This window comes from Acinetobacter bereziniae LMG 1003 = CIP 70.12, from assembly GCF_000368925.1.
Taxonomy (GTDB): Bacteria; Pseudomonadota; Gammaproteobacteria; order Pseudomonadales; family Moraxellaceae; genus Acinetobacter; species Acinetobacter bereziniae.
Genome location: NZ_KB849756.1, coordinates 1,085,869 through 1,105,233, shown reverse-complemented (window position 1 = coordinate 1,105,233; position 19,365 = coordinate 1,085,869). Strand labels below are relative to the sequence as shown.

Annotated in this window: 18 protein-coding genes; 12 read left to right on the top strand and 6 right to left on the bottom strand. The window is 37.9% G+C overall.

What is annotated here, in order from left to right; all coding sequences use genetic code 11:
- The first annotated feature begins 22 nt into the window (after positions 1-22).
- The 5 genes from mreC (at position 23) to F938_RS24520 (ending at position 3,728) form a co-directional block, all read left to right on the top strand.
- Positions 23-880 (top strand): rod shape-determining protein MreC, encoded by an 858-nt coding sequence (gene mreC, locus F938_RS15070; RefSeq protein WP_004829512.1) that lies wholly within the window; start codon positions 23-25, stop codon positions 878-880.
- Positions 867-1,364 (top strand): rod shape-determining protein MreD, encoded by a 498-nt coding sequence (gene mreD / locus F938_RS15065; protein ID WP_004829511.1) that lies wholly within the window; start codon positions 867-869, stop codon positions 1,362-1,364. Before mreC ends, mreD begins: the two co-directional genes overlap by 14 nt.
- Entirely contained in the window at positions 1,352-1,918 is a 567-nt protein-coding gene (locus F938_RS15060; RefSeq protein WP_005033051.1) for a Maf family nucleotide pyrophosphatase, read from the top strand. The genes mreD and F938_RS15060 overlap by 13 nt, the downstream gene beginning before the upstream one ends.
- 51 nt (positions 1,919-1,969) lie before the next feature.
- The gene (rng, locus tag F938_RS15055) at positions 1,970-3,424 is read left to right on the top strand and encodes a ribonuclease G (RefSeq protein WP_004829509.1); all 1,455 of its coding nucleotides are present in this window, start codon (positions 1,970-1,972) and stop codon (positions 3,422-3,424) included.
- A gap of 130 nt (positions 3,425-3,554) precedes the next feature.
- On the top strand, positions 3,555-3,728 hold the full coding sequence (locus F938_RS24520) for a PA1571 family protein (RefSeq protein ID WP_004829508.1): 174 nt from the start codon (positions 3,555-3,557) through the stop codon (positions 3,726-3,728).
- Positions 3,729-3,828: 100 nt separating this feature from the next.
- Here the strand turns inward: F938_RS24520 and F938_RS15050 are convergent, their stop codons facing one another.
- From F938_RS15050 to F938_RS15040, 3 genes are all read right to left on the bottom strand, one after another.
- Positions 3,829-5,289 carry a WS/DGAT/MGAT family O-acyltransferase gene (locus F938_RS15050; RefSeq protein WP_005033050.1) on the bottom strand — a complete coding sequence of 487 codons (1,461 nt, stop codon included), beginning with the start codon at positions 5,287-5,289 and terminating at the stop codon, positions 3,829-3,831.
- 173 nt (positions 5,290-5,462) lie between these two features.
- Entirely contained in the window at positions 5,463-6,197 is a 735-nt protein-coding gene (locus tag F938_RS15045; protein ID WP_005033049.1) for a phosphoadenylyl-sulfate reductase, read from the bottom strand.
- Between the two features lie 370 nt (positions 6,198-6,567).
- The gene (locus tag F938_RS15040) at positions 6,568-7,287 is read right to left on the bottom strand and encodes a tetratricopeptide repeat protein (RefSeq protein WP_005033048.1); all 720 of its coding nucleotides are present in this window, start codon (positions 7,285-7,287) and stop codon (positions 6,568-6,570) included.
- Positions 7,288-7,539: 252 nt separating this feature from the next.
- On the opposite strand from F938_RS15040, the gene thrH reads away from it, so the two are divergent.
- The 3 genes from thrH (at position 7,540) to F938_RS15025 (ending at position 9,355) form a co-directional block, all read left to right on the top strand.
- A complete protein-coding gene (gene thrH, locus F938_RS15035; protein ID WP_004829504.1) occupies positions 7,540-8,157 on the top strand; it encodes a bifunctional phosphoserine phosphatase/homoserine phosphotransferase ThrH in 618 nt (205 codons plus the stop codon).
- 159 nt (positions 8,158-8,316) lie between these two features.
- Positions 8,317-8,637 (top strand): hypothetical protein, encoded by a 321-nt coding sequence (locus tag F938_RS15030; protein WP_005033046.1) that lies wholly within the window; start codon positions 8,317-8,319, stop codon positions 8,635-8,637.
- A 385-nt stretch (positions 8,638-9,022) separates the two neighbouring features.
- Positions 9,023-9,355 (top strand): hypothetical protein, encoded by a 333-nt coding sequence (locus F938_RS15025; protein WP_005033044.1) that lies wholly within the window; start codon positions 9,023-9,025, stop codon positions 9,353-9,355.
- 173 nt (positions 9,356-9,528) lie between these two features.
- On the opposite strand, the gene F938_RS15020 is transcribed toward F938_RS15025, so the two are convergent.
- Together F938_RS15020 and F938_RS15015 are read right to left on the bottom strand one after the other, a co-directional pair.
- Positions 9,529-10,740: an MFS transporter gene (locus F938_RS15020; RefSeq protein WP_005033043.1), complete on the bottom strand. Its 1,212-nt coding sequence runs from the start codon at positions 10,738-10,740 to the stop codon at positions 9,529-9,531.
- 207 nt (positions 10,741-10,947) lie between these two features.
- Positions 10,948-11,559, bottom strand: a complete 612-nt coding sequence (locus F938_RS15015) for an arylesterase (RefSeq protein ID WP_042066420.1) — start codon at positions 11,557-11,559, stop codon at positions 10,948-10,950.
- A gap of 50 nt (positions 11,560-11,609) precedes the next feature.
- Here F938_RS15015 and F938_RS15010 point away from each other — a divergent pair, with 50 nt between their 5' ends.
- Positions 11,610-12,359 carry an ABC transporter ATP-binding protein gene (locus tag F938_RS15010; protein ID WP_005033039.1) on the top strand — a complete coding sequence of 250 codons (750 nt, stop codon included), beginning with the start codon at positions 11,610-11,612 and terminating at the stop codon, positions 12,357-12,359.
- Positions 12,360-14,948, top strand: coding sequence for an ABC transporter permease (locus F938_RS15005; RefSeq protein WP_005033037.1), 2,589 nt, complete (start codon positions 12,360-12,362; stop codon positions 14,946-14,948). It abuts the gene before it with no gap.
- Positions 14,949-15,245: 297 nt separating this feature from the next.
- On the opposite strand, the gene F938_RS15000 is transcribed toward F938_RS15005, so the two are convergent.
- Positions 15,246-16,055: a rhomboid family intramembrane serine protease gene (locus F938_RS15000; RefSeq protein ID WP_005033035.1), complete on the bottom strand. Its 810-nt coding sequence runs from the start codon at positions 16,053-16,055 to the stop codon at positions 15,246-15,248.
- Positions 16,056-16,128: 73 nt separating this feature from the next.
- On the opposite strand from F938_RS15000, the gene mtgA reads away from it, so the two are divergent.
- Entirely contained in the window at positions 16,129-16,803 is a 675-nt protein-coding gene (mtgA, locus tag F938_RS14995) for a monofunctional biosynthetic peptidoglycan transglycosylase (RefSeq protein ID WP_005033033.1), read from the top strand.
- A 414-nt stretch (positions 16,804-17,217) separates the two neighbouring features.
- Positions 17,218-19,299 (top strand): polyphosphate kinase 1, encoded by a 2,082-nt coding sequence (gene ppk1, locus F938_RS14990; RefSeq protein ID WP_004829495.1) that lies wholly within the window; start codon positions 17,218-17,220, stop codon positions 19,297-19,299.
- The last annotated feature ends 66 nt before the right edge of the window (positions 19,300-19,365 follow it).

Here is a 19,365-nt window from a genome sequence, read left to right as displayed (position 1 = left end):
GATTAAGTTTAAGGATGAGGCGGTGCAACCGAATCTCTTTTCAAGACAACCGCCATCTTTTCGCTCTTTTATCATTGCGGTCATCACTTGCTTGGTAGTGTTGTTCTTTAACTGGCGCATGCCTCAAGTGATTCAACCTGCAAGAGAGGTCTTGTATGCGGCATATAATCCAATTTATGCCTTAGCAAGTTATCCTGTATTGTCGAAAGAATGGCTGAATCAACAAACAAAATCTGAAGCTCAGTTGCGTCGCGAAAACACTGCGATGCAAGCTGAATTGCTTCAGGCTCAGGTTCGTCTGCAAAAACTCTCAGAACTTTCTGCTGAAAATACCCGTTTACGAGGATTACTCGATACACCGTTAATTATTGATGGACGTATGGAGATTGCGGAAGTGATTGGAACAGATGCTGATCCATTACGTCATATTATTATCATCAACCGTGGTTCAGCCAATCATCTTAAAGTCGGTCAAACTGTTTTAGATGATAAAGGGATCATGGGGCAGATCATCAACGTTTATCCTCATAGTAGTCGTGTAATGCTGCTTTCTGATAAAGAACATTCTTTATCTGTACGACTTGAAAGCTCAGGTATGCGAGCCATCGTGACAGGTACAGGTGATTTAGGGCATTTGAAAATGGAATATGTTCCAACGAGTGCCAACATCAAAGTGGGTGATAAGGTTTATAGTTCTGGTTTAGGTCAGCATTTTCCAGCGGGCTATTTGGTCGGTGCTGTGTCTAAAGTGATGCGACATAATACTGGAGAGTTTGCACAAATTGATGTTGTTCCAGCTGCACAGTTAGCCGGTGGGCATCACGTTGTAGTACTTTTCTCGGATTCATTAGCGATGGAGCAGCCAAATGTTGATCGCTAAAAAGTTACCATCAGAAAAACAGCGTAAAGATCCGCTATGGATTATCATTGTTTCAATCGTAATTGCTTCGATTTTGGTGGTCTATCCGATGTCCTATGCAATAGCAGGATGGCGTCCACTTTATATGTTTTTAATCATGCTATTTTGGGTGCTGTGTCAGCCAACTTGGTGTGGTATCTGGTTTGCATTTACGCTGGGTCTGTTTACTGATCTTTTGCTAGATGCACCTTTGGGCATGAATGCATTAAGTTATGTGCTGATTGCTTTTTTAACACGTTATTTTATTCGAGAGAGACGCGTGCTGACATTTAGTAACCTTTGGGTGATCACTATGTTGGCGATTCTTGCACATTTAACCTTTACCTTTATGGCGCAAGTGATGGCAGGAACGCATTTTTCGATAACACGTCATTGGCAAACTTTGATTTCCAGTATTTTTTGCTGGCCAATTCTTTATTATTTATTAAAAAGATGGCGCATTTAATTCTTGCTTCAAGCTCGCCAAGGCGTCAAGAACTGTTGTTACAACTGGGCTTGGCGTTTGACGTGCATAGCCCGGATGTTGATGAATCTGTAAATGAACATGAGCAGATTGATCACTATGTGTCGCGTTTGGCAAAAAGTAAAGCGCAAGCCGTTCTAAGCTTGCATCCTGAGGCGACCATCGTTGCTGCGGATACCAGTTTGATTGTTGCTGATCAAATTATAGGTAAGCCAGCATCCAAACAGCATGCTTTCGAAATTTGGGGAGTATTGTCAGGGCGGAAACATGAGGTGCTGACAGGAGTTTGTGTTGCAAATGCCAATCAATTATTGAGTACCGTGGTTCGCACAGAAGTTGAGTTTCAAGCGTTAAGTCTCAAAGATATGGAAGACTATTGGGCAACAGGTGAACCTCTAGGCAAAGCGGGTGGATATGCAATTCAAGGCATTGCTGCGAAATATGTGACACGGATAAATGGTAGTTATAGCAATGTGGTTGGGCTACCATTACATGAAACGATACAATTACTTGATCGTCTAGATCAATGCAGTTGAGGCACGAAATTAACTGCAAAAAAGAATTTTTATAATGTTTTGAGTTGAGTTATGTCTGACGAGTTACTGATTAACGTCACACCTATGGAGTGTCGTGTGGCGTTAATTCAAAATGGTACGGTCAATGAACTGTTTGTTGAGCGAACTGTTAAAAGAGGGTTGGTCGGTAATATTTACAAAGGAAAGGTTGTGCGTGTCCTACCTGGGATGCAAGCTGCTTTTGTGGATATTGGCTTGTCTCGTACTGCATTTTTACATATCAATGATATGATTTGGCCACGTCATCAGCCCACGCCGAATGTTTTTGAACTCTTACAACCCGGTCAGATTCTAACAGTACAAGTGATGAAAGATATGTTAGGCACTAAAGGTGCACGACTGAGTACGGATCTTTCTATTCCTTCACGTTATCTGGTTTTGATGCCTTATGGTAGTCATATTGGTGTATCACAACGGATTGAATCTGAAGAAGAACGTGACCGTTTGCGTTCAATGATTGAAAGGATTCAAGAAGAGCATAAGCTTCCTGGTTCAGTCATTGTCCGTACTGCAGCTGATGGAATTGATGAAGCATCTATCGCGCAGGATATGGCTTATTTAGCGAAGCTTTGGGAATTTATTCAGAAAAAGCAAAAAATTATTGCGGTTCCCTCACTGATTTTTGAAGAACTTCCATTACCTCAACGTGTGATTCGTGATTTGGCAAATGAAGATACTGCCACGATCTATGTTGACTCTCGTGAAATACATGCCAAGTTACAAGAGTTTGTCGCTGAGTTTGTTCCGAGTATGGGTAGTCGTTTACAACATTATCCAGGAGAGCGCCCACTTTTTGATTTGTACAATGTTGAAGAAGACATTCAAAAAGCATTACAAACTCGGGTTGCATTAAAGTCTGGTGGTTATTTGATGATTGACCAGACGGAGGCAATGACCACGATTGATGTCAACACAGGTTCTTATGTGGGTGGTCGTACGCTTGAAGATACTGTCTTCAAAACCAACATGGAAGCCACCCAAGTCATCGCTCGACAGTTACGTTTACGCAATTTAGGCGGCATTATCATTATTGATTTCATCGATATGCAGGAAGCTGTACATCGTGAAGAAGTCATGAACCAGTTTGAGAAGATGCTTGAGCGTGATCATGCCAAGACAAAAATTACCCAAGTGTCTGAACTTGGTTTGGTGGAAATGACACGTAAACGTACACGTGAATCACTGGAACATTTGTTATGTGAATCATGTCCAACCTGTCAGGGGCGTGGATTTGTGAAAACAGCAGAGACAGTGTGTTACGAAATTTTTCGAGAAATCCTTAGATATACACGAGCTTATGAATCTCAGAGTGGCTTTACTGTTATCGGTCATCCATCTGTGATTGATCGGCTGTTAACTGCAGAAGCCCCAGCTGTCGCGGATTTGGAGCATTTTATTAATCGTGTGATTAAATTCCAAGTTGAAAATTTATACACGCAAGAGCAATACGATATCATTTTAAGTTGAAATTGTAACAGGATGTCGTTAAACAGTTGTTACATCTGAAATTTTACTTTTTGAGCTGATTTCACAATACTAGATTACAAAGGTAGCCAAAGACTCTCTCCCTACCAGTCTTAGCAAGTGAGGTCATAAAATGAGCGTAAGTGAACAATTAATAAGTCGCGGTATCAAACATGTATTAGAAAACCAACCAAAGAATACATGTGTAATGTTGGATGACAATGGTCAAGAAGTGAAAATTACCAAAGACATGGTTGTAAATGTCTGTCACCAATTACTCAATAAGTGTCGTAACGTAAAAGATTAAGGGGCATTAATAAGCCCCTTAATTTTTTTAGCATTAAATTTTCGTGAATTGAATCTAAGAACAAAAAAATAAATCTAAATAGAAGATTGAGTAGAAAAGCCTAAGCAGGCTTTTCTACTGTGTTGGACTCAACAATCAGATCTTGTGCATAGACTTGTGTATCTTCGTTTTTTTCAACTGCCTTTTCAGCAGCTTTTTGCGTGATATTTTTCTGAGTAATCAGCTGTTCAAATTTTTGAATCTCATTCTCTAAATGTGTCAGTAGATTTTGCAACTTTGGTAAAGATTTACGGCAGCCAGTTAAACCCACTTCCAACTTATCTAGATAACTGGTCATAGTAATATTTAATGCCTGACCATCTAGCACAATTGATGCTGGGTAGAGGGCATCCAGTTTAGCACCATTCCAATATAGTGGTTCTCTTGGACCGGGTACGTTAGAAATAATCACATTAAACGCCTGACGCTTAGGCATAAGCCCTGATGCAATGTTGATTCCCGCAGCACCAAAAACAAAAGCACTATAGTTCAGAATTTGGTCTGAACTCATACGTTTAAAGCGATTCTTTGCATTTTGCACACTACGTCGAATGATGTCTAAACGTTCTAATGGATCTTCTTTATGCGTGCCTAAATTCGCTAAAATCATGGTGATACGATTACTCATATCTGAATCATCATCACGAAGAGAAGCAGGCACCATCGCAATGAGCGGTTTCTTAGGAAGTGCGTCTTGAGTAATTAAATAATCACGGATTGCGCCAGAGCAAACTGCGAGTACGACATCATTGATGGTTACACCCAGTGCTTTGGAAATATTTCTAAAACGATCTAGTTCAAAAGATTGGGCTGCAAAACGACGCGAAGAGCTTACTCGTTGATTAAATAAACTGCTCGGGGCTTGAAAGCTTGAAACATAATCAGGATTTTTCCCCATTTCTTTAAAGACTGTTTGAAATAATTCCTGAGTTACTTTTGGTGCTGCTTCGACTTGCCCCTTTAACGCGGCAAAAACTTTTTTGACTCGTCCAAGTTTGGTTTCTTTAAGACGTTTGGCACGTTTGCCTTCAACACACCAAGGGGGAACAATGGTTTTGGAATGCTCATCTTTAGAGAAAGACTTTTCTAAAAGACGCATACCTGCTACACCGTCAATCATTGCATGGTGGATCTTAAAGTACATGGCAAAACGATTGCCTTCGATCCCTTCAATGATATGACAGGTCCAAAGCGGTTTTGCACGATCAATCAGTGCGCTATGTTCTTGTGAAATATAAACCAATAATTCACGGATACGCCCGGGATGAGGTAAGGCGATATGACGGAAATGGTGGTCGATATCAAATTCTTCATCTTCGTCCCAAAATAAGCCATTGAGACGATTGTTAAATGGTGGAACCGGAATAGACTTTGAATTGCGAATATCAGCGACAAGGTCTTGTATAAACGTCGATGGTGCATGTTCAGGTATTTGGAATAAGAACAATCCACCAACATGCATCGGTTGTTGTCTTTTTTCTAAATTTAAAAAAATGAAATCAATGGGGTGTAATGGGCGCATGGTCTTGGATTGCCTCACTGCAATTTCTACAACAACTCATTTATGAGTGTTAGATTGTTAGAATTATAGAACCGAGTAAATAGTATAAAACTTTTTCAGGGATAAAATCCAAGCATTTCGATGAATGTAAAGTTTACAAAAAGTCATTAAATTTAATGACTTTTTTTTTACCATTATTTTTTTAAGTTACCCGCATGTAAACCGCATTCTTTATGCGTTGCTTCTTCCCACCACCAACGACCTTCACGTTCATGCTGATTTGGAAGCACTGGGCGAGTACATGGCTCACAACCGATTGATATAAAACCTTTTTCATGTAAAGGATTATAAGGAATTTCCATCATGCGGATATAGTTCCATACATCTGCACTGGACCAGTTCGCCAAAGGATTGTATTTGATCAGCTGTTTTCCTTCACCTGAAAAACCTGCATCAGCTTGAATGACAGGAATCTCTGTACGTGTTCCTGGGCTTTGATCTTTACGTTGACCTGTAATCCAACCATCTAAAGTTGCCAGTTTTTTACGTAAAGGCTGTACTTTTCGGATACCACAGCATTCTTTATGATCGTCTTGGTAAAAACTGAATAAGCCTTTTTCATTGACCAATTGCTGAACAGCTTCTGATTCAGGAAAGCAAATCTCAATTTTAATACCGTAGTGCTTACGCACAGTATCGATAAACTGATAAGTTTCAGGATACAAGCGTCCAGTATCTAAACTAAATACACGAAATGGCTTGCCTAAATTATGTGCCATATCAATCAGAACAACATCTTCTGCGCCAGAAAATGAAATTGCGATTTCACCCTCTTGAGAAAGTGCAAGTTCTAAAATTTCAGAAGGGGATTTGTCTGCATACTCTGTTGCTAGCGCGTCAACAAGATCTATGGTGGGAATGGCGGTCATATCTGCTCCTGGCAGTTAGCTTGAAGCTATGTTGTTCATCAACATTCTTAAAAGATATTTTAATTTAAGCATTTTAGCAAAAATTAAAGCAATTCAACTTTGTGTGAATGTTATCTTTGAGATGTGCAGATATTTTAAAGTAAATGAAATATCGTGCTTAGCAGATTAATTAAAATACTTATGAATAAAAAAGATTTAATCGATGGATTTATCTGAAGGGTAAAATACCAAAGATACTTAATCGGATATGGATAAAAGCAGCATAATGCTCTCACCAACACATGCTATCATTGATCAATGATTCGCTATCTCATTCTACAGCAAGGTTTTTATTAATCAGTGCCTTGTTAAGCTGTTTCACAGTCTTATTTTATAAGTATTTGAATATTCTTTTAGGAATCTGATCAGATAATCCAGATTTTTTCATTTTATTGGCATAAATCAAATAATTTGACCGAGCTTGGCTTTGATTTTTTAAAGCCAAATAAGCATCAGCTAAATTTAGATAAGCGACTGTCCGATTTGGATCGAGCTGTATAACCTTTTTCAAAATTTCTAAAGATACTTTAGGATGACCCAATTGATTTAAATAGAAAGCAGCATCATTGAGTTCAACCACATCATCAATGTTATAGGAGGAAAGTTGGCATTGTAGTGTTGTAATTTGTTGTTCTATATTGGATATGTTGTTTTTATTGAGATTTTTCAAAGTATTTGAGGTGTTGTAATGAAAATATGTGACTAAACCTCTACCCCCAGCAATATCATCAACCCAAACAGGTGTGCTTTCTTTCTTATCCCACATTCCACCGCAAGTGTTTGAAAGCATTTTAGGAATAGCGTCAACAATGACCTGATTTTTATCATTGATAATTAGACAGTAATTTTCATTGCCTTTTGCTATAGGTAGACTGAGAAAGGAGTAGTGCTGTGTGCGATATATATAATCCTTTGGAATATCTTTTAATGAGAGACTGACTTGAGCATGGGCGAGATCTAAAGCACTACAATTTGTATAGCCCAGAAAACTATCATTCGCATATACGTAAGTACATATGCTACTCAAGAGAAACGGTGCTATTTTTTTCATAGTGTTGTTTGCCTAAATTAATTTTTACATGACTCAATGATGCGGTGCTTTTGTTCCCGTTTTTATAAGTGTAACAATAACAGTTAAAGCTGAGAGAGTCTCTACATGCAGTTGTTGTACTAAGGATGAATTGTGCTGGTACGATGATCTATGACTATTCAAAATGAATTGAGTTTAAAAAACTTTCAGCATTATTTTTAAACTTTAGTGCTATGATAAGCCCAAAATTTTTAACCGACATTGGGAGAACCCATGGAAATCGTATGTCTTGATCTTGAGGGTGTATTGGTTCCAGAAATCTGGATCAATTTTGCAAAGAAAACAGGGATCAAAGAATTAGAAGCAACAACGCGTGATATTCCTGACTACGATGTGTTGATGACTCAGCGTTTAAACATCTTGAAGCAACATGGTTTAGGTTTAAATGACATTCAAGCTGTGATCGCAGATATGGGGCCATTTCCGGGTGCAAAAGAATTTGTTGAGTGGATTCGTACACATTTCCAATTGATCATTCTTTCAGACACGTTTTATGAGTTTGCACATCCGTTGATGCAGCAATTAGGTTGGCCAACAATTTTCTGCCATAAATTAGAAACTGATGAAAATGGCATGATTACAGCTTATAAATTGCGCCAGCCAGATCAAAAGCGTCAAGCTGTAAAAGCTTTGCATGGTTTAAACTTCCGTGTGATTGCAGCAGGTGACTCTTATAATGATACGACGATGTTGGGTGAGGCGGATCATGGCTTCTTATTCGATGCACCTGAAAATGTGATTCGTGAGTTTCCTCAATTCCCACCAATTCACGGTTATGAAGCTTTAAAAGAAGCGATTCGTAATGCGTCAATTCGCGATATTCCTGCTTAATTTTACTTAAAATTAAAAGGCGCTTAATGCGCCTTTTAATTTGCACAGGAAAATGAATGATTGTCGCCATTTACAAACTTATGGCGATTGAATTGCTCATTTTTAAATTTTTTAAAATGCTATGCTTTCGCGTTTTTGATAGTTCTTGTAGGTTAGGAAGTGGCAGTTCATGATTTTCTTTTTAGTTATACTGTTTTGCCAAAAACGTCAGTATTTAAAAAATCAGCAGATGATATCAGATCAAAAATTGCTGAGATAAAAGTTTCATCATGGGTAAAATATACGGGTGTAGAAGTATTTTCAGGAGAGCTTGATTTGACTGGGATTGACCAGAATAAAAGAATCCAAGCGATGGATATAATAAAAAATACAATAAATGAAATATTAATTAAAAATCAATGTGTGTCAAAAGTCATGGTCAATGTAATTTTAATGGTTGATCAATTGGGTAAACCAATGCATTTTACTATTTGGAATTGATCGTACAAGCTAGGAGGAAATACCTAATTAGTGGTTATTCAGAGAGCCTAAAGTCTGTATTGTCTGACTTGCTATGCGGAAATCAGGTGTAAATTTCATCCATAAAAAATAAATAATTTGTTGGGTTTTTAACATGAATAATCACGAATTTGTTAAGTTCAAATGAGTTGGTTCTAAAAGTAATATTGTCGAATTTGGAGATATTAATTGCGTTTGGTAAAGAGCAATGAACATATAATAAGTTAGATGAAAGGGTTTTGTGTTTGATGTTCTAGTAGCGAATAATTCAGAAAATGAAGGAATTAGAAGCGATGACCGAATGTAACTTTTCTTTGATAAGATCTTTATTTTTAAATGGATGTAGCAAATTGATAAGGATGTTGTTATGAAAAAAATATTATTTTTGGTCTTAATTTCATGTTTAACACAAGTTAGTGCATTAACGCCGAAAAGTGGAAAAGCACCAAATTACTGTGAGCAGATTGTTTATGCGCATGGCATATTATTAAAAGCACAAATCGAATGTGGGTACCGTAAAAATAACAATAAACTAATTTCTAGTTCTGCACAGTGTGTCAAAGATCAACTTGGTGAAGAATATGGTAAACAAGTGCTTAATTCTGGTATGAAAGAGTTTGATCGACATGTCAATAAAGACGGGAAAGAATCAAGTTGTAAATATGTTCTAGAAAAATTTCCAGATTATGTATGGAAATAAATGTTTATAAGATGTTGATTAATATATAAATATAATTTTTACGTATCGATGGTTTGACTATAGCAAAAAATAAACCAAGTGGTAATAGGTATGATGAACAGTTTCATTTAAAGGATCAAATTATTGCTAAATCTTATTTGCGAAAAGCTTGTTTGAATAAATCAAATACTGAACTAAATGATATTTTTTCGATGTTTAAATGCAAACATAAGAGCCAAAGAAGCTAATAAAATAATCATGAGAATATAAATATCAGCAGTAAAAGTAAGACCGATATGGCTGACAAAATATCCCGCAATAATGGCAGGTATACTAAATGCTAAATAACTTTCAACATAAAATGTTGCCATTAACCCAGCACGTTGTTCAGGTAAAGCCAAGGGCATCACAGTACGGATTGCGCCCATAAATCCTGTACCAAATCCGACACCAGTGACAACCGAACCAATAAATAGTAAGAGTGTAAGAGAGAAGTGAATGCCAGATAGAATTATTGCTGCACCAAATAGAATACTTAGCGAACCAGTAGTTAAGATTTTAAGTGTTTTTGCGCTACGGAGGGCTAAAATTCCGATTGCACCCGAAATGGTCAAAGTAATAAACATCATACCATTGAGCCATGCTGATTGAACTTTAAATGCTTGGGCTAATAGGGAAGGCATTAAGGATAAGAAAAAGCCACTGACCATCCATAAAGAAATATTGATTGGACTAACAATCCAAAGTGCTTTACGTGCTTGTGGTGGAACAGTAAGACGCGGTTTAAGTGATGAAAATGCTCCGGAACGTTTTTCAGCAGTCTCAGGGCTAAAATATGCAATACACAAGGTACAAAAGAAAATAAAAATGAATATTTCAAAAATTAAAGTTAGTGCATGCGTTGATGTCGCCAATACAATACAGGTCATGAGCATGCCGATTGCCATACCCAACATAGGAGAAATACTGTTGATTAATGAACCATGAGTTTTACTTAAATCTAATAAAGCTGCACCAAAGGTTGATGCAGCCAAAGCTGTGGCGATTCCTTGTAAGGCTCGAGCAATAAATAACATTTCAATATTTGAGGCAAACAGAAAGAACCCCATAGAAATGATCTGTAAAAAGAGAGCGGTAAAAATAACTGGTTTACGCCCAATATAATCTGACAAAGAACCCATTACCAATAATGTTGCGAGTAAAGCAAAGGCATAAGTTGCAAAAATTAAGGTCAATAAAACGGGTGAAAAGTGAAACTGTTGTTGGTAGAGACGATACAAGGGGGTAGGTGCGCTTGAAGCCGCCAAAAATGCCATCAAAGTAAAGGTATGTGTAAAAAGTGCAGTTTGAGGGCTAAATTTAAATGAAGTCATTTGATGATTGAGATTATTAGAATTACTCATCATTTAAAACGCATATAAAAGAAAGGATAGATTCTGTTATACCTGATTTCAGTTGAAAGGCAAGAAGTGATTAAGGTTTTATTTGTGATAATTGACCATATGTTATATTTAATATAATGAATATTATGATTATTTTAATCTTGTAAGGATGTGGTTCTTCAGCTTATATCAAAGGCTTCCATGCCTAAAGCTAATTGGAATGTATTGGTGTTAAAGTGCGCCTTGAATCAAAGGATAGGCATTATCAAGTAAGATTTTTTGTGCCACCGCATTAGGATGGATTAAGTCTTTTTGCATGAGGTTTTTATTGCCTGCAATGCCATTCATAAAAAAGGGGTACAGTTTTACTTTGTACTGTTGGCTTAAGGTTTGGTAATTTTTTTCGAAAGCTTGGCTATATGCTGCGCCGTAGTTGGGAGGAATCTTCATACCCAACAATACTACTTTGGCTTGGCTTTTTTGACTTTGTTGAATCAATTGAGCAAGATTTTTTTGAATCATTTGTGGTGGTTGACCACGTAAACCATCATTCCCACCCAACTCAATCACAACCACATCAGGTTTATGAGTTTGTAATAATTTAGGTAAACGCGCTAAAGCACCACTGGTGGTTTCTCCGCTGACACTGGCATTTACCACTTGGTGTTGTTTGGGAAATTGCTGATTTAAGCGTTGCTGAAGTAATGCGACCCAACCCTGTTGTGGGTTTAAACCATAGCCCGCACTTAAGCTGTCGCCTAAAATCATGATCGTTTTTGCAAAACTACTAACGGGCAACAGACAGATCATGCTAAAAAATAAACAATGAAAAGCGCTTTTCATTATTTTCAAATTTAACAACGTTTTGATTTGCATATTTAAGGTACTTTACAATGTCTAAGGTTCAGGATGCTTTAACTCCTCCCATCATGCCACAAGTGATAATTTCTGCACAGCAACTTACACAAAAGATAGAATTACCTCATCAAACGCTTACAATTTTTGAAAATTTAAATCTCGACATTTATGCAGGCGAACAGGTTGCAGTTACAGGGCGCTCTGGTTCGGGTAAGTCAACCTTATTGGGTATTCTGGCAACTTTAGATCAGGCGAGTGCAGGTCAACTCAATGTATGTGGTGAGCATATTGAACATTTAAATGAAGAGCAACGGGCTTTGGTACGACTTAAGTACATTGGTTTTGTTTTCCAGTCTTTTCAATTGTTGCCGCATTTGTCGGCTTTAGAAAATGTCATGTTACCTTTACGTTTACATTCTGATTTTAATTATGCACACGCAGAGCAAAAAGCACTCGATTTATTGGAAAAAGTCGGTTTAGCACGCCAAAGTCAACAAACACCCAAAGTATTATCTGGCGGAGAGCAACAACGTGTTGCGATCGCACGTGCGCTTATTTCAGATCCACAGATTATTTTTGCTGATGAACCAACAGGTAATTTAGATGAACATACTGCGTATGAGATTGAGCAGTTATTATTTAGTTTGAATCAAGCATTAGGTACAACCTTAGTTTTAGTCACACATAACCCACAATTGGCAGCGCAATGTCAGCGTCATTATGAGTTAAAAGATGGTCATTTGATTGAACATTTACGATACCCACAGAGAAGTGAGGTTGTTTAAATGTTGAATCTTTTTAAACCTTTATTTCGGCAAAGTTTTGCTAGCTCAGGCATTTATTTACTGATCATTGCTTTGAGTTTAGCTATTAGTGCGACCACGGCTTTAAAGTTCAGTAACGATCAGGTTAAGCAAGCAGTTACTTTACAAGCCGCTAAAATGCAAGCTGCTGATTTGGTGCTGAGTGATACCAATCCAATTGACCCTCAATGGTTGAAAAAAGCTGAACAACTCAAGTTAAAACAGTCACATGTCACGATGTTCAGTTCTATGGCGTCGACTCGTGATCAATTTGTGATGGTCAATGTCAAAGCCATTGACACATCATTTCCTTTACGTGGTGAGTTAAGGATTCGCCAACAACAGTCCTTACAAAATGGCGGAATTTGGCTGAGTAAACGAGCCCAAGAATTATTAAAGCTCAATATCGGTGATCAAGTTCAAATTGCAAATGGTCAATTTAAAGTCACGGGCATCATTGAACATGATTCTAATCAAGAATTAGGTTTTTCCGCATTTTCACCGACAGTGATTATTGCTCAAGCTGATGTTGCAAAAACTGGGGCAATCCAGATCGGCAGTCGCATTGAGTATCGGCTGTTAATGGCGGGTGAAAAACAGTCGATTGAAGCTTATCAAGCCTTATTTAAAACTTTCAAAGCGCAAGAAAAAGAAAATTTTGCCCAGCAATTTACACAGGGTCAGCAGAAAAATTCTACGACTTCAGAAATAGGGCAGCCAGCGTCTGAAACGCAACTCATTCATACCCCATCTGAACCATCTCCACAAGACTTGCAAACAGCGGATCAAGCTTTAGATGCCCAGAGCAACTTAAGACTACGTAATGCGGATGAAGGAAACTCACGTTTACTAAAACCGATTGAAAATCTTGATACGTTTTTACAATTGGCAAATATTCTAACGATTCTACTCTGTGGTTTAGCGATTGCTTTAACCAGCCAACGTTATGTGCAACAGAATCAAGATCATATTGCCTTGATGCGTTGCATGGGCGCAACCAGAAGACAGATTTTTCAAGCTTACTTGAGTTTATTGACTGTGGTAATTTTGATTGCGATCGTGATTGGAAGTTTGTTGGGACTGGTTTTAGGTTATTCATTGCTACAACTCATGTTGCAAATGATTCCAAACCTAGAATTACAATTTTCAATATGGCAGATATTTTTAGGTCCATTACCGATCGCTATTTTCACCAGTGCAATTGTACTGATTGGATTTATTCTGCCGAGTTTATGGCAATTGCTCAATACACCTCCGATACGTGTTATTCGCCAACAGGAAAAATCAGCAGGCTCTATATTATGGATGATGGCGACAGGTTTAATCAGTCTGATTATTTTTAGCTTGGTATTGACTGAGAATCTAACGCTGACAGCAGTGATCATGGGTGCAGTCATTGTCCTGACTGGATTATTGTATGCGATGGTTTGCTCAGTCTTAAAGGCGCTGAAAGCAATGAAAAGTCGTTTCTCTGCTTATATTCGAACACCTTCCCAAACAGCTTTGCAAATCACAGCTTTGGCACTAGGTTTGAGTTTAATTACGGTATTGGCTGTATTACGTACTGATTTATTGGAGCGTTGGCAGCAACAGTTGCCTGAAGGTACTCCAAATCAATTTATTTATGGTTTACCTCCATTTGAACTTGAAGCATTTAAACAACAGTTGGCGCAACATCACTGGGAAAGTACACCACTATATCCCAATGTTAAAGGGCGTTTGCTGGCTAAAAATGGTCAGGCTTTTCCTGATTCGTTGGTAAAAAGTAATAATTCATTACGCCGTGAGTTAAATTTAACTCAAGCAGATCATTATCCACAGGACAATATCATTGTTGCTGGTCAGTCTAAATTGACAGATGTTGGACAAGTTTCGGTTGAAGCAAAATTGGCTGAAGAGTTGGGGATTAAGATAGGGGACCGTTTAACCTTTAGTTTGCCAGAAGGAAATTTGCAAGCTCAGGTGGTAAATTTACGTACCGTTCAATGGCAAAGTTTTAGCCCAAATTTCTTCTTTATTTTTACGCCTAAGACTTTGGATGAAAATGCAGGAAGCTATTTAGGAAGCTTTTATGTGTCACCTGCGGACAAAGCTAAAATGATCAATTTAATCCAACAATTTTCAAATACAGTGTTTATCGATGTGTCTTTAATTTTTGATGAAATTAGACAACTGGTTTCTGTCTTGGTGAAAATTATTACAGTATTGGCTGTCTTGGTCAGTTTGTCGGGTTTTCTATTTTTGATTGCTTGTATTAATTTGTTGATGGATGAGCGCAAAAGAGAAGTCGCGCTATTACGTTCATTCGGCAGCTCAAAACGACAGTTAAAAAACATGATGAGCATGGAAATAGGTTTTATTGGGCTGTTGGCAGGGATTGTGTCGTGTTTCTTTGCTGAAGTAATTAGTGCGATTGCCAGTTATCGTATGGAGATGCCTTTACAATTTCACTGGGAAATTTGGTTTATTCTGCCTATTTTGATGGCGGTCTTATGTGCAGTAATCGGAAGGTACCGTTTAAGCTATTTGTCAGATATTCCACCTTTACAGAGCTTAAGAGAACTGAATTAAAACAAGATGATTGAACAGCAATCATTGCGCTATTCTGACTATTCCAGTTTATGGATATTGTGAAGTGATGGTCATAAAGAGGCTCACTTTTTGGTGAGCTTCTTTGAATTAAAACTTTAGATGTAAAGTGAGACATTGAATGCTTTATATCGCCAAACAATAATCCATAGCAGTAATTTTATGAATCAAGAAAACTTATATTTTGCTGTATGCATTTTTCAACAGATTGACTATAAATCCTCGACTGAAATACTTTAATTTTTAGGGATGATTTAAATTTTGCAGATACACTGCTGATCAAAATTGTAATTGCGCTCGCATTTGTGAAACTGCTTCTTGCCAAAGTGGCGTAATTGGACCCACCAAATGTTGGCAATACAGATATGTCGCATATGTAACAGCGATGCCTAAAATCACAATGATCATATTTACAGCAATCGGTGCTTTCATACGTTGCATGACATACCAAGCTAAAGCCATCACAGCTCCCATTAACATGCCTCCAATATGCGCAGCATTGTTGATTCCAGAAGCAAGGAAGCCGAACGCTAAGTTGATTGCAAGCACAGTTAAGAGTGATCTTTTATCCAGAACAAATCTCTGGTTTGGAGTAGGTGGGAACAAAGAAAGTAGGGTTAAAGCACCCCCTAAGCCCATTACTGCCCCAGATGCTCCAGCGGATACATGAGGAATCAGTTTTTGGTCAAAGTGCTGTAAAAATTCATAACTATTCCGAATATCCAAGTAGCCACTGAGTAGACTTCCCATCAACCCCGCTAATAAATACAGCCCTAAGAAATAAAATTTCCCAAAGGTTTTTTCAGCCACATCACCAAAAATATACAGTGCCCACATATTCATCAACAGATGCAAAATGCCAAAATGAAAAAACATACTGCTGAATAAACGATAAGGTTCCTCTAGAAAGGTTAAAGGTGCATAATCAGCACCCCAACGCAAAGCGTCCAATGTGGTAGGGTCAGTAATATTAACGCCTGACAAAACTTGGATGGCGAATAAGCCTACATTGATTGCAATTAACAATAAGGTGATTTTGCCAATCGTGTTGGGTGAGTTATAGATGGATGAGTCTTGATAATTCGACATGCTATTTCTTAGCTTTTTATTGATAGATTCAGCTTAACATGAAATGTCAGCATTTTCGGAGTAAACAGCTGAGATGAAAGCTTTTATTGTTCGTGCTTTGTTAATCATAATCAGTATTTTGATTTTGATTCAGCTATGGATTTTCTCCAGTTTAGTGTATTGGCGTACCCATGATGTAGAAACCACAATGTTTATGCGCTGGACCTATTTTTCTGATTTCAAGCCTATTGAACATCAATGGCGAAATTATGATGATATTAGCGACAACATTAAGCATGCGATTGTTGCGGCTGAAGATGCCAAGTTTTTAGATCATCATGGTTTCGATTGGGATGGGATCGAAGATGCTTTGCAACGTAATCTAAAGAAAGACAAAGTTGTCGCTGGGGGATCAACCATTTCGCAACAACTGGCTAAAAATTTATTTTTCTATAACCGCCGTTCAGTGATTCGTAAGGGGCAGGAAGCCATTGCAACGACCATGATGGAGCGTATGTGGACCAAGCAGCGTATTCTTGAAGTGTATATGAATTCTGTTGAGTTTGGCGATCATATCTATGGTGTAGAAGCTGCTTCACGTTATTATTTTGCCAAAAGTGCAAAAAGTTTAAATCGAGAGCAAGCAGCCTTTTTAGCGGTGATTTTGACCAATCCCAAATACTATCAAGAAAATCGCAATGATCCTAAATTGCTCTATCGAAAAAAACTGGTATTAAAATATATGCGTTATACCCGTATCCCAAATTAATCTGCAATATTTAAAAAGTGAAATTATGATGTTAGGGTCTGTGGATAATTCGTCTATGTTTGCGACTAGGTGTGTTTTTTAGACGATTCTAGGCATGAAATACGAAATTTAGTCATTCTAAATGAGTAGTTCGTAACGACGAAGCGACAAAAAACACACTAGTCCCGAAGGGTTGTGGCTAAAATTATCTCAGGCTACGTTATGAAACTTAAAAATAGTCTCGCTATTCTCTTCATTTCATGCCTTGCCTGCTCAATTTTAACCTACAACGCAAGTCATTTATGAAATGTCCACAGCCCCTAAGAAAAGCACAAAAAAATGTGCTTTTTTTATATCGTGATGCTTTTTTTATGAAATTGTCATAAATTTGAAGCATACTAGAATAATGACATTTTCTTGATGCAGGTTTATTGCATGAATACCGCAGTGACTCCAACAACACCGACAGAATATTCTTATAATGAACGATATATCAATCGTGAACTTTCTATCCTAGATTTCCATTTGCGTGTTTTAGAGCAAGCTGTTGATCCTCTGCATCCGCTACTAGAACGTATGAATTTTTTGCTGATTTTTTCTCGCAACATGGACGAGTTTTTTGAGATTCGTGTCGCTGGAATGATGGAGCAATTAACGCTGGGGAATGAAAGTCGTTCACCTGACGGGCTTACACCTAAGCAAGTTCTAGATCAAATCTCTAAAACAGCCCATGAAGCCATTGAACGCCAATACCGTATCTTAAATGAAGAGATCTTCCCGAAACTCCGTGAAGAAGATATTTGTTTCTTACGTCGTGGAGAACTGACACCTGCTCAATCGGTGTGGATTAAAAAATATTTTCAAGAACAAGTTGCGCCTGTATTGACGCCAATTAGTCTTGATCCTGCACACCCATTCCCACGCTTAGTAAATAAAAGCTTAAACTTTATTGTCACTTTAGAAGGTAAAGATGCTTTTGGTCGACAAATTGATTTAGCTGTTGTTCCAGCACCTCGTTCTTTACCACGTGTGGTACGTTTACCTGATGAGTTAACAGGTGGCAAAGAACACTTTGTGATGTTGTCTGCGATTATTCATGAACATGTCTCTGATTTATTCCCAGGGATGACTGCAACAGGTTGCTATCAGTTCCGTGTGACACGTAATGCAGATTTAGCGCTGAACGAAGATGTTGAAGACTTGGCGAAAGCACTTAAAGGTGAATTGAGTTCACGTCGTTTTGGTCGTGCGGTGCGTTTAGAAGTCACTGAAAACTGTCCAAAACACATATATGAATACTTGTTGGATGAATTTGATTTAGAAGAAGAACAACTTTATAAAGTCGATGGACCAGTAAACCTTGCACGTTTAGTATCAAATTTTAAACGTCCACATATGCGCTATGATTCACATGTGCCTGCAATTCCAAAAGTATTGAAAAAGTCTGAAAATATTTTTTCAGCGATGCAGAAGCAAGATATTCTTTTGCACCATCCCTTCGAATCTTTTGCACCTGTAATCAATTTGTTGCGTGAAGCAGCACGAGATCCTCAAGTTCTTGCGATTAAACAAACATTGTATCGTAGTGGTGCTGACTCTGAAATCGTACAGGTCTTAGCTGAAGCAGCACGAAATGGTAAAGAAGTGACTGCGGTGATCGAACTGCGTGCTCGTTTTGATGAAGAATCAAATATTGCTGTTGCCAATGTATTACAAGAAGCAGGAGCCGTGGTGGTATATGGTATTGTGGGTTATAAGACACATGCTAAAATGATTTTGGTGGTTCGCCGTGAGAATAATAAACTTGTTCGCTATGTTCATTTAGGAACAGGCAACTATCATGCAACCAATGCACGCATATATACCGATTATGGTTTATTAACCACAGACAAAGAACTCTGTGAAGATGTGCATCGTATTTTTCAAGAGTTGACGGGCATGGGGAAAATGGCGAAGTTGAAAAAACTTCTACATGCGCCATTTACCTTACATGCACAGTTAATCGCTTATATTGATGATGAAATTGCCAATGCCAAAGCGGGTAAACCTGCTCAAATTATTGTTAAGGTGAATGCTTTAACAGAGGTTCAGTTAATCAATAAGTTGTATGAGGCTTCGCAAGCAGGTGTACAAGTAGATTTGATTATTCGTTCAATCTGCTGTTTACGTCCAGGTTTAGCAAACCTCTCTGAAAATATTCGTGTGCGTTCAATTGTTGGACGCTTCTTGGAACATACCCGTGTTTATTATTTTGGTAATAACGGAAATGCCCGTATTTATTGCTCAAGTGCGGACTGGATGGATCGAAACTTATTTAATCGTGTCGAAGTATGTTTCCCAATCGAAGATCCTGCACTGAAAAAGCGTATTTATCAGCAAGGTTTGGTGAATTATCTTAAAGATAATACTCAAGCTTGGTTGTTACAAGGTGATGGTACATGGGTTCGTGCTCAACCTAAAGAAGATGAAACCATACATAATGCACAAAAAACCTTATTAGAGCATTTTAACGGCTAAACTTAATATTTCACGATTTAAACCCGATTGATTTCAATCGGGTTTTTTGTTTCTTCAGAATATGGC

Excerpts from the sequence above, each read along its gene's own strand:
- F938_RS24520 (WP_004829508.1), top strand. The coding sequence starts at position 3,555 with ATGAGCGTAAGTGAACAATTAATAAGTCGCGGTATCAAACATGTATTA.
- F938_RS15050 (WP_005033050.1), bottom strand. The coding sequence starts at position 5,289 with ATGCGCCCATTACACCCCATTGATTTCATTTTTTTAAATTTAGAAAAA.
- F938_RS15060 (WP_005033051.1), top strand. The coding sequence starts at position 1,352 with ATGGCGCATTTAATTCTTGCTTCAAGCTCGCCAAGGCGTCAAGAACTG.
- F938_RS15045 (WP_005033049.1), bottom strand. The coding sequence starts at position 6,197 with ATGACCGCCATTCCCACCATAGATCTTGTTGACGCGCTAGCAACAGAG.
- mtgA (WP_005033033.1), top strand. The coding sequence starts at position 16,129 with ATGAAAGCTTTTATTGTTCGTGCTTTGTTAATCATAATCAGTATTTTG.
- F938_RS15005 (WP_005033037.1), top strand. The coding sequence starts at position 12,360 with ATGTTGAATCTTTTTAAACCTTTATTTCGGCAAAGTTTTGCTAGCTCA.
- F938_RS15015 (WP_042066420.1), bottom strand. The coding sequence starts at position 11,559 with ATGAAAAGCGCTTTTCATTGTTTATTTTTTAGCATGATCTGTCTGTTG.
- F938_RS15020 (WP_005033043.1), bottom strand. The coding sequence starts at position 10,740 with ATGATGAGTAATTCTAATAATCTCAATCATCAAATGACTTCATTTAAA.
- F938_RS15010 (WP_005033039.1), top strand. The coding sequence starts at position 11,610 with ATGTCTAAGGTTCAGGATGCTTTAACTCCTCCCATCATGCCACAAGTG.
- ppk1 (WP_004829495.1), top strand. The coding sequence starts at position 17,218 with ATGAATACCGCAGTGACTCCAACAACACCGACAGAATATTCTTATAAT.
- F938_RS15040 (WP_005033048.1), bottom strand. The coding sequence starts at position 7,287 with ATGAAAAAAATAGCACCGTTTCTCTTGAGTAGCATATGTACTTACGTA.
- F938_RS15000 (WP_005033035.1), bottom strand. The coding sequence starts at position 16,055 with ATGTCGAATTATCAAGACTCATCCATCTATAACTCACCCAACACGATT.
- F938_RS15025 (WP_005033044.1), top strand. The coding sequence starts at position 9,023 with ATGAAAAAAATATTATTTTTGGTCTTAATTTCATGTTTAACACAAGTT.
- thrH (WP_004829504.1), top strand. The coding sequence starts at position 7,540 with ATGGAAATCGTATGTCTTGATCTTGAGGGTGTATTGGTTCCAGAAATC.
- mreD (WP_004829511.1), top strand. The coding sequence starts at position 867 with ATGTTGATCGCTAAAAAGTTACCATCAGAAAAACAGCGTAAAGATCCG.
- rng (WP_004829509.1), top strand. The coding sequence starts at position 1,970 with ATGTCTGACGAGTTACTGATTAACGTCACACCTATGGAGTGTCGTGTG.